General features: G+C 65.2%; 11 protein-coding genes. All 11 read left to right on the top strand.

The features are described from left to right. The 11 genes from ftsW (at position 1) to recN (ending at position 14,067) form a co-directional block, all read left to right on the top strand. Entirely contained in the window at positions 1-1,155 is a 1,155-nt protein-coding gene (ftsW, locus tag ACM6UT_RS09220) for a putative lipid II flippase FtsW (protein ID WP_416797044.1), read from the top strand. Positions 1,156-1,161: 6 nt separating this feature from the next. Continuing rightward, on the top strand, positions 1,162-2,280 hold the full coding sequence (gene murG, locus ACM6UT_RS09215) for an undecaprenyldiphospho-muramoylpentapeptide beta-N-acetylglucosaminyltransferase (RefSeq protein ID WP_416797043.1): 1,119 nt from the start codon (positions 1,162-1,164) through the stop codon (positions 2,278-2,280). Then, complete coding sequence (gene murC, locus ACM6UT_RS09210) at positions 2,277-3,692, top strand: UDP-N-acetylmuramate--L-alanine ligase (RefSeq protein ID WP_416797042.1); 1,416 nt, start codon at positions 2,277-2,279, stop codon at positions 3,690-3,692. The genes murG and murC overlap by 4 nt, the downstream gene beginning before the upstream one ends. Next, on the top strand, positions 3,689-4,663 hold the full coding sequence (murB, locus tag ACM6UT_RS09205; RefSeq protein ID WP_416797041.1) for a UDP-N-acetylmuramate dehydrogenase: 975 nt from the start codon (positions 3,689-3,691) through the stop codon (positions 4,661-4,663). The genes murC and murB overlap by 4 nt, the downstream gene beginning before the upstream one ends. A gap of 358 nt (positions 4,664-5,021) precedes the next feature. After that, complete coding sequence (locus ACM6UT_RS09200; RefSeq protein ID WP_416797040.1) at positions 5,022-5,948, top strand: D-alanine--D-alanine ligase; 927 nt, start codon at positions 5,022-5,024, stop codon at positions 5,946-5,948. Then, positions 5,936-6,862 carry a cell division protein FtsQ/DivIB gene (locus ACM6UT_RS09195; protein ID WP_416797039.1) on the top strand — a complete coding sequence of 309 codons (927 nt, stop codon included), beginning with the start codon at positions 5,936-5,938 and terminating at the stop codon, positions 6,860-6,862. The genes ACM6UT_RS09200 and ACM6UT_RS09195 overlap by 13 nt, the downstream gene beginning before the upstream one ends. Further along, the gene (ftsA, locus tag ACM6UT_RS09190; protein WP_129332522.1) at positions 6,859-8,190 is read left to right on the top strand and encodes a cell division protein FtsA; all 1,332 of its coding nucleotides are present in this window, start codon (positions 6,859-6,861) and stop codon (positions 8,188-8,190) included. Before ACM6UT_RS09195 ends, ftsA begins: the two co-directional genes overlap by 4 nt. A 92-nt stretch (positions 8,191-8,282) precedes the next feature. Beyond that, entirely contained in the window at positions 8,283-10,010 is a 1,728-nt protein-coding gene (ftsZ, locus tag ACM6UT_RS09185) for a cell division protein FtsZ (RefSeq protein ID WP_416797038.1), read from the top strand. A 280-nt stretch (positions 10,011-10,290) separates the two neighbouring features. After that, positions 10,291-11,247, top strand: a complete 957-nt coding sequence (gene lpxC, locus ACM6UT_RS09180; protein ID WP_416797037.1) for a UDP-3-O-acyl-N-acetylglucosamine deacetylase — start codon at positions 10,291-10,293, stop codon at positions 11,245-11,247. Positions 11,248-11,549: 302 nt separating this feature from the next. Continuing rightward, on the top strand, positions 11,550-12,359 hold the full coding sequence (locus tag ACM6UT_RS09175; protein WP_416797090.1) for an outer membrane protein assembly factor BamD: 810 nt from the start codon (positions 11,550-11,552) through the stop codon (positions 12,357-12,359). Between the two features lie 34 nt (positions 12,360-12,393). Further along, positions 12,394-14,067, top strand: coding sequence for a DNA repair protein RecN (gene recN, locus ACM6UT_RS09170; RefSeq protein WP_416797036.1), 1,674 nt, complete (start codon positions 12,394-12,396; stop codon positions 14,065-14,067). Positions 14,068-14,121: the final 54 nt, after the last annotated feature.

The raw sequence follows: 14,121 nt of genomic DNA, 5'->3' as shown, positions 1-14,121 counted from the left end.
ATGGTGAGCCGCGTTGAGAGGGGGCCTGTGGCCGAGTGGTTCTGGACCATAGACCGTCTGTTCCTTGTGACATTCGTCCTGCTGATGGGCATCGGTTTCATGCTCTCCTTCGCGGCCTCGCCGGCGGTTGCCGAGCGCCTCGGCCTCGACAGCTTCCACTTCGTCAAGCGCCACGCGGCCTTCATGTTGCCGGCGCTTGGCGTGATGTTCGGCCTGTCCTTCCTCTCGCCGCGGCAGGTGCGGCGAACCGCGATCGTGATCCTCGCAGTTTCCCTGCTGATGATGGTGCTGGCGCTGTTCTTCGGCATAGAGGTCAAGGGTGCGCGGCGCTGGGTGACGCTCGCCGGCATCTCGATCCAGCCGTCGGAGTTCATGAAGCCCGCCTTCGTGGTGGTCTGCGCTTGGCTTTTCGCCGAACATGCCCGACAGCCCGAAATCCCGGGCAATTTCTTCGCGATCATCCTCTTCGGCATGGTCGCCGCACTGCTGATCGCCCAGCCTGACCTCGGCCAGACGATCCTCACTTCCGTCGTCTGGGGAGGCATGTTCTTCATGGCCGGCATGCCCTGGCTCTGGATCGTCCTTCTCGGCGGGCTCGGCGGCGCCGGCCTCGTCGGCGCCTATCTGACGCTGCCGCACGTCGCCGGCCGTATCGACCGCTTCCTGACCGGCGAGGGCGACACCTTCCAGGTCGACACCGCGCGCGAGGCGATCATCCGTGGCGACTGGTTCGGTCAGGGGCCGGGCGAGGGACTGGTCAAGCGGATCATCCCCGACAGCCACACCGACTTCATCTTCTCTGTCGCGGCGGAAGAGTTCGGGATCGTCTTCTGCATCGTCCTCGTCTCGATCTTCGCCTTCCTGGTGCTGCGCGGCCTCAACCACGCCTTCAAGGAGCGCAACGACTTCAACCGTTTCGCGGTTGCGGGTCTGGTGCTGCAGATCGGCGTCCAGTCGCTGATCAACATTGGCGTGAACCTCGAACTCCTGCCGGCGAAGGGCATGACGCTGCCGCTCATCTCCTACGGCGGCTCGTCGATGATCGCGATCTGCGTGACGGCGGGCTTCATCCTGGCGCTCACGCGCCGGCGGCCGGAGAAGCGGGCGCAGGAGCGCAGCCTGTTCCGCTCCGCACACGGCGTCCCGGCGGAGTAAATCGCAATGGCAAAGGGCCTCATTCTTCTCGCCGCCGGCGGAACCGGCGGACACCTCTTTCCGGCCGAAGCGCTCAGTCACTCGCTGGTGGATCGCGGCTACACCGTTCATCTCGTGACCGACAACCGGGCCGAACGCTATGCCGGCATGTTCCCCGCCGAGATCATCCACACAGTGCCGTCCGCCACGATCGGCTCCAAGAGCCCGGTCGCTGTCGCGCGGGCGCTGCTGACGCTCTGGCGCGGCTATCGCGCCGCCCGGCGGCTGATCCGCGAGCTGAAGCCGCTCGCCGTCATCGGCTTCGGCGGCTATCCGACCCTGCCGCCGCTGCTGGCGGCGGTGCGTCTCGGCGTGCCGACGGCGATCCATGAACAGAACGCCGTGATGGGCCGCGCCAACAAGGTGCTCGCAAGCCGCGTGACGGCGATCGCCGGCGGCTTCCTGCCCGAAGGCGGGACCTACGCGGACAAGACGACCGTCACCGGCAATCCGGTGCGGCCGGCGGTGGCCGCCGCGTCGAGCGTCCCCTACGCCGCCTCACGGGAAGGCCAGCCTTTCCGTCTCGTCGTCTTCGGCGGCAGCCAGGGCGCGCAGTTCTTCTCCTCCGCAGTGCCGGATGCTATCGCACTCCTCGAAGAGCCGTTGCGGCACCGGCTGACGGTGACCCAGCAGGCGCGGCCGGAGGATGCCGAGCAGGTAAGCGCCCGCTACCGGGCGCTCGGGATCACCGCGGAGGTCTCGCCCTTCTTCACCGACATGGCGGCCCGCATCGCCGCCGCCCATCTCGTCGTCTGCCGCTCCGGCGCCTCGACGGTATCCGAGCTTTCGATCGTCGGGCGTCCCTCGATCCTCGTGCCTTATCCTTACGCGCTCGACCACGACCAGTCGGCCAATGCCGCCGCACTCGCGGCGAACGGCGGCGCCGAGGTCATCCAGCAAAGGGATCTCTCCGTCGAGCGGCTCGCCGGACTTCTCAAGGCGGCGATGAACGAACCCGAGCGTCTTTCCGATATGGCCGCAGACGCCCGCAGATCTGGCATGCCTGATGCATCGAACTTGCTTGCCGATCTCGTAGAGGCTATTGCCGGCGGTAAGCGAGCGCATGTGAAGGGAGCCAAATCATGAAAATGCCGACGACAATCGGCCTGGTCCATTTCATCGGCATCGGTGGGATCGGCATGAGCGGTATCGCCGAGGTGCTGCACAATCTCGGCCATCGCGTGCAGGGGTCCGACCAGAGCGATGGGGCCAACGTCCAGCGCCTGCGCGCCAAGGGCATCGAGGTTTTTGTCGGCCACAAGGCGGAGAACCTCGGCGATGCGGAAGTCGTTGTCGTCTCGACCGCGATCAAGAAGGACAATCCGGAACTGGTCGCGGCGCGCGAAAAGCTGCTGCCGGTCGTGCGCCGTGCGGAAATGCTCGCCGAACTCATGCGCTTCCGCAACGCGATCGCCATCGGCGGCACCCACGGCAAGACGACGACCACCTCGATGGTCGGCGCGCTGCTGGAAGCGGGTGGCCTCGATCCGACCGTCATCAACGGCGGCATCATCAACGCCTACGGCACCAATGCCCGCATGGGCGAGGGCGAGTGGATGGTGGTCGAGGCCGACGAATCCGACGGCACCTTCCTGAAGCTGCCGGCGGAAGTGGCGATCGTCACCAATATCGACCCCGAGCACCTCGACCACTACGGCAATTTCGACGCGGTGCGCGCGGCCTTCCGCCAGTTCGTCGAGAACGTGCCCTTCTACGGCTTCGGCGTCATGTGCCTCGACCATCCGGAAGTACAGGCGCTCGTCGGCAAGATCGAGGACCGCAAGGTCATCACCTACGGCGCGAACCCGCAGGCCGATGTCCGCTTCTCCAACGTCCGGCTCGAAGGAACGCACTCGACCTTCGACGTCGAGATCCGCCGGCGGCGCACGGGCCGGGTCTTCTCCTTCAAGGACCTGACGCTGCCGATGCCCGGCCGTCACAACATCTCGAACGCCTGCGCGGCGATCGCCGTCGCCAACCGGCTCGACATTCCGGAAGAAGCGATCCGCAGGGGACTGTCGGGCTTCTCGGGCGTCAAGCGCCGCTTCACGCTGACCGGAACCTGGAACGGCGTTTCGATCTTCGACGACTACGGGCATCACCCGGTCGAGATCAAGGCCGTGCTCAAGGCCGCGCGCGAGGCGTGCAGCGGACGGGTCATTGCGATCCACCAGCCCCACCGCTATACCCGTCTTTCGAGCCTCTTCGAGGATTTCGCCAACTGCTTCAACGACGCCGACTGCATCATGCTGGCGCCGGTCTATGCGGCGGGCGAGGACCCGATCGAAGGGGTAAACGCCGAGGCGCTGGTCTCGCGCATCAAGGCGAGCGGCCATCGTGACGCACGCTACCTGCCGGGGCCGGACGGTCTCGCCCCGATCATCGCGGAACTGGCCAGACCCGGCGACTTCGTCGTACTCCTCGGAGCGGGCAACATAACCCAGTGGGCTGCCGCCCTGCCCAAGGAACTGGAAGCGATTTCGGAAGGTCGGAAATGAAACAGGTCGATGGAGAAAAGCTGCTGGCGTCGCTCGGGGACGGCGTCAATCAATTGCGCGGGCGTCTGACGCCGGATGCACCGATGGACCGGGTCACCTGGTTCCAGGCCGGCGGGCTCGCCGAGCTCATGTTCCATCCGCACGACCTCGACGACCTCGTCACGTTCCTGAAGCTTCTGCCGGAAGAGGTGCCGCTCACCGTGGTCGGCGTCGGCTCCAACCTGCTCGTGCGCGACGGCGGTATTCCGGGCGTCGTGCTGCGGCTCTCCGCCAAGGGGTTCGGCCAGGTGGAGCTTGCGGGCGAGAACCGCATCCGCGCCGGCGCCATCACCCCGGACAAGCACATCGCCGCCATGGCTATGGACCACAATATCGGTGGCTTCCACTTCTATTACGGCATTCCGGGGAGCATCGGCGGTGCGCTGCGCATGAACGCCGGCGCCAACGGCGGCGACACCTCCCAGCGTCTGGTCGAGGTCGAGGCGGTCGACCGCAAGGGCAATGTCCACGTGCTTTCCGCGGCCGACATGGGCTATAGCTACCGTCATTCGACCGCGCCTGCGGACCTGATCTTCACCAGCGCCGTCTTCGAGGGCTATCCCGAGGAAAAGGCGAAGATCCGCGCCGACATGGATGCCGTGCGCCATCACCGCGAGACCGTACAGCCGGTCAAGGAGAAGACGGGCGGCTCGACCTTTAAGAATCCAGAAGGCCATTCGGCCTGGGAACTCATCGACGAGGCGGGTTGCCGCGGACTGATGATCGGCGGCGCGCAGATGTCGTCGCTTCACTGCAACTTCATGATCAATATCGGCCATGCGACCGGCTACGACCTCGAATATCTCGGCGAGACGGTGCGCCAGCGGGTCTTCGAGAACTCCGGTGTCAAGCTGCAGTGGGAGATCAAGCGACTCGGCATCTTCATGCCGGGGCGCGAGATCAAGCCGTTCATGGGCGTTACCGAAGAATAAGCAGCTGCGCGGGCGCGCCGGGCGGCGCCCGTCCTCACGGGAATCATCGAAGACGGGCGGCGATTCCGCCCGTCTTGTCGTTTCAGGCCCTTCTTTTCACCCGGAGCGCCGCTTCCGCTGCCCGTTGGCCGGCCCCTTTGGCCGGCTCGGGAAAATCCGAAAAACAAAATATATTTCAATGAAATAGCCAGATCGCCCGTCATTCGACGTGCGAAAAAATCCGTGTCCGAGGCGCGCCGGTTAACGAAAGTAAACGCTTCATTAACCTTAATGTCGTTTTACTCGAACAACGGGTCATGTCTCGCCCAAACGGCGACGGACCTCAACAATGTTCGGTCTTTCGGAGCCGGGGGCGTAAATGAGTGGCAAGCATGTAGCCGTCCTGATGGGTGGTCTTTCTTCGGAGCGGCCGGTAAGCCTGTCTTCCGGGAATGCATGCGCCGAGGCGCTGGAAGGTGAGGGCTACCGCGTCACCAAGATCGACGTCGGTCGCGACATCGGCCAGGTGCTTGCGGAGTTGCGGCCTGATGTCGCCTTCAATGCGCTTCATGGCCCTTTCGGTGAAGATGGCACCATTCAGGGCGTCCTCGAATACCTCCAAATCCCCTATACCCATTCCGGCGTGCTCGCCTCGGCGCTCGCTATGGACAAGGGGCAGGCGAAGATCGTTGCGGCAAATGCCGGCATTCCGGTTGCGGAAGCGCGGGTGATGTCGCGCTTCGACATCGGCCCGGAGCATCCGATCAAGCCGCCTTACGTCGTCAAGCCGGTGCGTGAAGGTTCGAGCTTCGGCGTCGTCATCGTCAAGGAGGATCAGTCCCATCCGCCGCAGGTGCTGACGTCTTCCGAGTGGCGCTACGGCGACCGGGTCATGGTCGAGCACTACGTCGCCGGCCGCGAGCTCACCTGCGGCGTCATGGGTGACCGGGCGCTCGGCGTCACCGAGATCGTCCCGCAGGGCCACAGCTTCTACGACTACGATTCAAAATACGTTGCCGGGGGCTCTCGGCACGTGTTGCCGGCGGAAATTTCACCGAAAATTTACCAAAAAATACAAGAATTGGCCCTGAAGGCGCATCAGGCGATCGGCTGTCGCGGCGTGAGTCGGTCGGATTTCCGTTACGACGACCGGTTTTCCGAAGACGGTGAACTCATCTGGCTGGAGATCAATACCCAGCCCGGCATGACCCCGACCTCGCTGGTTCCTGAAATGGCCGCTCATGCCGGTTTCGGCTTTGGTGAATTCGTTCGTTGGATGGTGGAGGAAGCATCGTGCTTGCGCTAGGCGGCAGAAAGCATAAGTCCCGGGCCGGGATTTCGGCTGCGTCGCCGGCCGGCGAAGCGGTGGTGCTTCCGCGTCCGCTGCGTCGTGTCACGCGCTTCGTGGCTGGGCTCTGCTCCGGGCGCATCGGCATCCCGCAGTATGTCGGGCGCCTCTCCTTCGTCGGCTATTGCTCCTTCGTCGGTATCTACGGCGTCGTTACGGGCGGCCACGGGGCGCAGGTCGCGCAATCGCTGACCTCGTTCGCGGGCTTTGCCATCGAGGACGTCAAGGTCGCCGGCAACGAGCAGACCTCGGAGATCGACATCCTGCAGCTTCTCGGGCTCGACGGCACGACGTCGTTGCTCTCGCTCGACATCGATGCGGCCCGCGACCAGCTTTCCAAGCTTCCCTGGGTCGAAAGTGCTGAGGTCCGCAAGGTCTATCCTTCGACCATTGAGGTCGCCCTGCACGAGCGCAAGGCCTATGGGATCTGGCAGCATGGCACGGAGCTTTCGCTGATCGAGCGCAATGGCAGCGTCATCGGCCCGCTGCGCGACAACAAGTTCGCGACGCTGCCGCTCTTCGTCGGTCGCGACGCCGAGACGGCGGCTGCTTCCGTCGATCAGGAGTTCGCCAAGTGGCCGCAGATTGCCGGTCGTGTGAAGGCCTTCGTTCGCGTCGCAAGCCGCCGGTGGGATCTTCACCTCGATAACGGCGTGGTCGTGAAGCTTCCCGAGGAGGCTCTCGATGACGCGCTCGCACTGCTCTCCAAGCTCGATGCCGAGCAGCAGGTACTTGCACGAGACATCGCAGCAATCGACCTGCGGCTTCCCGATCGCACGACGATCCAGCTGACGCCCGAAGCGCAGGCGCGTCGTCAGGTGGTACTGGAACAGCGGGCCAAGGCCCTCAAGAAGGCGGAGCAGAGCATATGAGCCTTTTCGGTAGTTCCAGTTTCGGTCTGCCGCGCCTGAAGCCCCTTTCGGCGAAGCGGTCGCATGTCGTGTCGGTCCTCGACATCGGCTCGACCAAGGTCGTCTGCATGATCGGCCGGCTGACGCCGCGCAAGGAAAGCTCCGTCCTTCCGGGTCGTACCCACAACGTCGAAATCATCGGCATCGGCCACCAGCGCTCCCGCGGCGTGAAGTGCGGCGTGATCGCCGACCTCGATGCCGTCGAGAGCGTCGTCCGCCTCGCCGTCGACGCGGCCGAACGCATGGCTGGCCTCACCGTCGAGAGCCTGATCGTCAACGTTTCCGCCGGACGGCTCACCAGCGACGTCTACACGGCGACCATCGATCTCGGCGGCCAGGAAGTCGAATCGAGTGACCTGAAGAAGGTTCTCGTCGCTGCCGGCCAGCAGTCGCAGCGCCACGACCGCATCGTCCTGCATTCACTGCCGACGGGCTTCTCGCTCGACGGCGAGCGCGGCATTCGCGATCCGCTCGGCATGTACGGCGACGAACTCGGTGTCGACATGCACGTCGTTACCGCGGAACGGCCGGCGCTGCGCAATCTCGAACTCTGCGTCAACCGCGCGCACCTCTCGGTCGAAGGCGTGGTCGCGACCCCCTATGCCAGCGGGCTCGCCGCTCTCGTCGACGACGAGGTCGAGCTCGGCTGCGCGGCGATCGACATGGGCGGCGGCATGACGACCATCTCGGTCTTCGCCGAAGGCAAGCTCATCCATACCGATGCGATCGCCATCGGCGGCCACCACGTCACTACCGACCTCGCGCGCGGTCTGTCGACCCGCATCGAGGATGCCGAACGCCTGAAGGTCGTGCACGGCTCGGCGCTCTCCAACAGCACCGACGAACGCGACGTGATCTCCGTTCCTCCGATCGGCGAGGACGATCGCGACCAGCCGACCCAGGTGCCGCGTTCGCTGGTGACGCGAATCATCCGCGCGCGTATCGAGGAAATTCTCGAAATGCTGCGCGACCGGATCCAGCAGTCCGGTTTCAGCCCGGTCGTCGGCAAGCGCGTCGTCCTGACCGGCGGCGCCAGCCAGCTGACGGGCCTTCCGGAAGCCGCCCGCCGCGTGCTCGCGCGCAACGTGCGGATCGGTCGCCCGATGGGGGTCGCCGGCCTGCCGGTGGCGGCCAAGGGGCCGGCATTCTCGACCGCGGTCGGTCTCATGATCTACCCGCAGGTCGCGGACCAGGAGACGCATGCAGGGCAGGGCGGGTTGTTCTCGCCCTTCAGCAACGGGAACAGCCGGATCGCCCGTGTCGGGCAATGGCTGAAAGAGAGTTTTTGAGTTTCTGCCTCGCCGTGGCGGCGCAAGGCAAGAAGAGTTGAAGAGATCAGGCCGGCGTGGCGATGCGGCCGGAGAAAAAAGGAACGGGTAACATGACCATTAAGCTGCAGAAGCCAGACATCACCGAGCTGAAGCCTCGGATCACGGTATTCGGGGTCGGTGGCGGTGGCGGTAATGCCGTCAACAACATGATCACCGCCGGCCTCCAGGGCGTCGACTTCGTCGTCGCCAATACCGACGCGCAGGCGCTGACCATGACGAAGGCGGAGCGCATCATCCAGCTCGGCGCCAATGTCACCGAAGGTCTTGGCGCCGGCTCGCAGCCGGAAGTCGGTCGTGCAGCCGCCGAGGAGTGCATCGACGAGATCATCGATCACCTGAACGGCACCCACATGTGCTTCGTCACCGCCGGCATGGGCGGCGGCACCGGCACGGGTGCGGCTCCGGTCGTTGCCCAGGCCGCCCGCAACAAGGGCATCCTGACCGTCGGTGTCGTCACCAAGCCCTTCCATTTCGAAGGTCAGCGCCGCATGCGCCTTGCGGAAGCCGGTATCGAGGAACTGCAGAAGTCCGTCGACACCCTGATCGTCATCCCGAACCAGAACCTCTTCCGCATCGCCAACGACAAGACCACCTTCGCCGACGCTTTCGCCATGGCCGACCAGGTGCTCTACTCCGGCGTGGCATGCATCACCGACCTGATGGTCAAGGAGGGCCTGATCAACCTCGACTTCGCCGACGTCCGCTCGGTGATGCGCGAGATGGGCCGTGCGATGATGGGTACCGGCGAAGCCTCCGGCCCCGGCCGCGCGATGCAGGCGGCGGAAGCGGCAATCGCCAACCCGCTGCTCGACGAGACCTCGATGAAGGGTGCACAGGGTCTCCTGATCTCGATCACGGGTGGCCGCGACCTCACGCTCTTCGAAGTCGACGAAGCCGCGACCCGCATCCGCGAGGAAGTCGATCCGGACGCCAACATCATCCTCGGCGCCACCTTCGACGAAGCGCTGGAAGGCATCATCCGCGTATCGGTCGTCGCGACCGGCATCGACCGCACCGCCGGTGCCATGGCTCCGAAGACCTACGAAGCACCGGCCGCCCGGCCGATCATGCGCCCGGCCGCAGCCGTCGCTCCGGCTCCGGCGCCGGCTCGCCCCGTCGTGGCACAGGCTCCGAAGGCCGCCGACCCGGTTGCCGACACCATCCGTTCCGCCGAGGCGGAAATGGAGCGTGAGCTCGAGATCGCCATGGCCCGCCAGATGGCTCCGGCACCGGTCGCAGCTCCGGCCCAGCCGGAATTCCGCCCGCAGAGCAAGCTCTTCACCGCACCGGCCGCTCCGCAGCAGCCCGTCGTTCGCGAACCGGTTGCCGCTCCGGCTCCGGTCATGAGCCGTCCTGTTGCTCCGGTCGAGGCTGCCCCGGTCCGCGTCGAACCGGTCGCCCAGCCGGTCCGCCAGACGGTCGAGCAGGTCCGCATGCCGAAGGTGGAGGACTTCCCGCCGGTCGTCCGCGCCGAGATGGACCACCGCGCGAGTGCCGCTCCGGCACAGCAGGACGAGCGCGGCCCGATGGGTCTCCTCAAGCGGATCACGAGCTCGCTCGGCCGTCATCACGAGGAAGAGCCGGTCAACGCCGACATGACGGCGTCCGCCCCGGCCGCCGCCTCGCAGCAGCGCCGTCCGCTCTCTCCGGAAGCGAGCCTCTATGCGCCGCGCCGCGGCCAGCTCGACGACCAGGGCCGCACCGTTCCGCAGACGCGCGTCGCGCATGAGGATGATCAGCTCGAAATCCCGGCGTTCCTGCGCCGCCAGTCGAACTGAGGCTTGTCGCAGAGTGATTTTGGCGCCCGGGTCGCAAGGCCCGGGCGCTTCTGTTTTCGCACCGGCGAAGGAGCAGTGATTGTGCAATGGTTCCAATTGTTTGCCTTCGTAACAATGCGAAAGAAACAGTGATTTGTGCTATCGAGGCGCGCTCCATATGTATGGGATCGGGACAGGGCTGGATTCGGTAGCAATTCCGATGTCATGGCCCCAGACAATAAAGCGGCAGACGCATTCGCTAGGCGAAACGCTCTGCCGCAGCAGATAAAGGCACTCTTCTATGGCAATCGGATTGCTGGGTTTTCAGACCACCATCGCGGCGCCGGTCACGCTGACCGGGATCGGCGTGCATTCGGGGACGCCAGTAACCATCAGCTTCCTCCCGGCCGAGGCCGGTACGGGGATCGTGTTCCATCGCCAGCATGGCAACGGAACGGTGACGGAACTGCGGGCAGTTTCCACGCAGGTCGGGAATACCGATCTCTGCACCGTGCTCGGCACCTCGCCGGCCACCTCGGTCGCCACGGTCGAGCATGTGATGGCGGCGATCTATGCGCTCGGCATCGACAACCTGATCATCGAGGTCGACGGGGCGGAAATGCCGATCATGGACGGCAGCTCGGCGCCCTTCATCGAGGCGATCGACCAGGTCGGCGTCAAGAATCTCGGCGTGAAGCGCCGCTATATCCGCGTCACCAAGCCGGTGCGCATCGAATCGGGCGCGTCCTGGGCCGAGTTCCGTCCGCATGACGGTACCCGCTTCGAGGTGGAGATCGATTTCGACAGTCCGCTGATCGGTCGCCAGATGTGGCAGGGCGAGATGACGGCTGCGGCCTTCCGCAACGAGCTGTCGCGTGCCCGCACCTTCGGCTTCATGCGCGATGTCGAGCGGCTGTGGGCCGCTGGCTTTGCGCTCGGTTCGTCGCTCGAAAACTCGGTCGTCATTTCCGACGACAATACCGTCATCAACATGGAAGGCCTGCGTTATGCCGGCGACGAGTTCGTTCGCCACAAGACGCTCGACGCCGTCGGCGACCTTGCCATGGCGGGTGCGCAGTTCATCGGCTGCTACCGGTCCTATCGCGGTGGCCACAAGCTGAACGCCAATGCGCTCAAGGCCCTGCTCGATGATCGCAGCGCCTACGAGGTCGTGGAAGCGCCGGTGCGCAGCCAGCAGGTCCGCGCCCGCGAATTCGTGGCGGTCAACGTTCCGGAATTCGCGCCCTGGTCCGCCTGACCCCGGACAGATGATGCGAAAGGCCGCCCGTCGAGGCGGCTTTTCTTTTTTCGAAGACGGGGAAGAGACGAACTGCGGCGAAGCGGCTGTGTGCGATCGTCCAAATTCGGGATTTCCTCGGCGCCTTGCCACAAAATTGCGTCAAATCACCATCATTGCGTTGCTCTCCTCACGCTTTTATGGCTAGAAACGCCAGTTGGAAGCGGCGGTATTCACGCGGCGCTGCAATCGGGAACTGTCGAATGAGTGAAGTCAAGTCGGGAATGCTTAGAAACGCCGCTCGGATTGCCAGCGTGTTCTTGATGATGACGGCGACAGGTTCCCTGCTGGCGTCGTGCCAGTCGGATCCCGACATCGACATTACGAAGCTCGCCGCCGAGAGCGAGCCGGCGGAAGTGCTGTACAATCAGGGTCTTGCCAACATCAAGGCAGGCAACATGGCTGAGGCCGGGCGCAAGTTCGACGCCGTCGACCGCCAGCACCCCTTCTCGGAATGGTCGCAGAAGGCGCTGGTGATGAGCACCTTCGTCAAGTACCGGCTCGGGCGCTATACGGAAGCGACCGCGACCGGCAAGCGCTACCTGGGTCTCTACCCGCGCGCGGACGACTCGGCCTATGTGCAGTATCTCGTCGGTCTTTCCTACTGGAAGCAGATCACCAACGTGACGCAGGACCAGAAGGCATCGAACCAGACGATCGAGGCGATGCAGAAGGTGGTCGACGAGTATCCGGACTCCGAATACGTCGACGACGCGCAGGCGAAGATCCGCTTTGCGCGCGACCAGCTCGCCGGCAAGGAAATGCAGATCGGCCGCTACTATCTGGAGCGCAAGGAATATCTGGCGGCGATCTCGCGCTTCCGCGTCGTCGTCGAGAAGTATCCGACGACGAACCAGGTCGAGGAGGCGCTTGCACGTCTCGTGGAATCCTATTACGCGCTCGGCGTCGTCGAGGAAGCGCAGACCGCCGCGGCGGTTCTCGGGCACAACTACCCCGACAGCCAGTGGTATGCCGACTCCTACAAGCTCCTGAAAACCGGTGGTCTGGAGCCGCGTGAGAATGCCGGTTCCTGGATTTCCCGTGCCGGCAAGAAGCTCCTGCTCGGGAGCTGATCGTCAGTCTCAAACAGGCGAGATCTGAAAGCCCATGCTGGTCCAGCTATCGATCCGCGATATCGTTCTGATCGAGCGGCTCGACCTGTCCTTCGAGGCGGGGCTCTCGGTGCTGACCGGCGAGACGGGCGCCGGCAAGTCGATCCTGCTCGACAGCCTGTCGCTGGCGCTCGGCGGCCGTGGTGACGGCTCTCTCGTCCGTCACGGCGAGGACAAGGGCCAGGTGACGGCCGTCTTCGACGTGGTTCACGCCCATCCGGTCCGCGTGCTGCTGCGGGAAAACAGCGTCGACGAGGACGGCGACCTTATCTTCCGGCGGGTGCAATCGGCCGACGGCCGCACCCGCGCCTTTATCAACGACCAGCCGGTGAGCGTGCAGCTGATGCGCCAGGCAGGCCAGCTGCTCGTCGAAATCCACGGACAACACGACGACCGGGCACTCGTCGACACCGATGCCCACCGCACCCTTCTCGATGCCTTCGCAGGGCTGACGGAGGAGGTGGCAGAACTCTCGGAGACCTACCGTCGCTGGAAGGATGCCGATCGGCAGCTGAAGGCCCACCGTGCACGGGTCGAGGCGGCGGCGCGCGAAGCGGAATATCTGAGAGCCTCGGTCGAGGAACTGGAGATTCTTTCGCCGCGCGACGGCGAGGAGGACGAACTCGCGGACCGCCGTTCGCAGATGCAGAAGGCGGAGCGCATCGCCGGCGATATCGCCGAGGCATCCGAGTTCCTCAACGGCAACAGCTCCCCCGTTCCGATGATCGCCTCGCTGATGCGACGGCTCGAGCGCAAGAGCCACGAGGCGCCCGGCCTTCTCGAAGACACTGTGCAGCTTCTCGACGCGGCGCTTGACACCCTCTCCAACGCCCAGATGGAGGTCGAGGCGGCGTTGCGCCGGACGGAATTCGACCCGCGCGAACTGGAGCGGGTGGAGGAGCGCCTGTTTGCGCTCAGGGCGGCAGGACGCAAATATTCCGTGCCGGTCACCGAGCTTCCGGCGCTCGCCGAGCGGATGGTCGCCGAGCTCGCTGATCTCGATGCGGGCGAGGAGCGGCTCGGGCAGATGGAGGCCGCGGTCGCCGAGGCGAAGGCCGCCTACGACCACCGCGCGGCGGCGCTTTCCTCCAAGCGCGCGAATGCGGCGACGGCCCTCTCGGAGGCCGTGATGGCGGAACTGCCGGCCCTCAAGCTCGAGCGCGCCCGTTTCATGGTCGAGGTGATGTCCGATCCGGAGGCCGCGACCGCCGAGGGCATCGATACCGTCGAATTCCACGTCCAGACCAATCCCGGCACGCGGCCGGGGCCGATCATGAAGGTCGCCTCGGGCGGCGAGCTCTCGCGCTTCCTGCTGGCGCTCAAGGTTGCGCTCGCCGACCGCGGCTCGGCGCCCACCCTCGTTTTCGACGAGATCGACACCGGCGTCGGCGGTGCTGTGGCGGATGCCATCGGCCAGCGGCTGAAGCGGCTCTCCGACAAGGTGCAGGTGCTGTCCGTCACCCACGCGCCGCAGGTCGCCGCACGCGCCGCGACTCATCTGCTGATCTCCAAGGGGCCGGTCGGCGACGCCGGCGACAAGATTGCGACCAGGGTCGCGACGATGGAACCCGAACATCGCCGTGAAGAGATCGCGCGCATGCTTGCCGGTGCCTCGGTGACCGACGAGGCGCGGGCGGCGGCGGCACGGCTTCTCGCCGGCGAAAACTGACGCGGGAACGCTTTCGCCCGCGGACGGCGATTGCATTCCAGCTACAAACCTGTT

The sequence above is a fragment of the Ciceribacter azotifigens genome (assembly GCF_048159625.1).
In the GTDB taxonomy this organism is placed as follows: Bacteria; Pseudomonadota; Alphaproteobacteria; order Rhizobiales; family Rhizobiaceae; genus Allorhizobium; species Allorhizobium azotifigens.
Note: the sequence above shows the minus strand (reverse complement) of the source record. Positions and strands in the feature narration are given on the sequence as shown.

Excerpts from the sequence above, each read along its gene's own strand:
- ftsW (WP_416797044.1), top strand. The coding sequence starts at position 1 with ATGGTGAGCCGCGTTGAGAGGGGGCCTGTGGCCGAGTGGTTCTGGACC.
- murG (WP_416797043.1), top strand. The coding sequence starts at position 1,162 with ATGGCAAAGGGCCTCATTCTTCTCGCCGCCGGCGGAACCGGCGGACAC.
- murC (WP_416797042.1), top strand. The coding sequence starts at position 2,277 with ATGAAAATGCCGACGACAATCGGCCTGGTCCATTTCATCGGCATCGGT.
- murB (WP_416797041.1), top strand. The coding sequence starts at position 3,689 with ATGAAACAGGTCGATGGAGAAAAGCTGCTGGCGTCGCTCGGGGACGGC.
- ACM6UT_RS09200 (WP_416797040.1), top strand. The coding sequence starts at position 5,022 with ATGAGTGGCAAGCATGTAGCCGTCCTGATGGGTGGTCTTTCTTCGGAG.
- ftsA (WP_129332522.1), top strand. The coding sequence starts at position 6,859 with ATGAGCCTTTTCGGTAGTTCCAGTTTCGGTCTGCCGCGCCTGAAGCCC.
- ftsZ (WP_416797038.1), top strand. The coding sequence starts at position 8,283 with ATGACCATTAAGCTGCAGAAGCCAGACATCACCGAGCTGAAGCCTCGG.
- lpxC (WP_416797037.1), top strand. The coding sequence starts at position 10,291 with ATGGCAATCGGATTGCTGGGTTTTCAGACCACCATCGCGGCGCCGGTC.
- ACM6UT_RS09175 (WP_416797090.1), top strand. The coding sequence starts at position 11,550 with ATGATGACGGCGACAGGTTCCCTGCTGGCGTCGTGCCAGTCGGATCCC.
- recN (WP_416797036.1), top strand. The coding sequence starts at position 12,394 with ATGCTGGTCCAGCTATCGATCCGCGATATCGTTCTGATCGAGCGGCTC.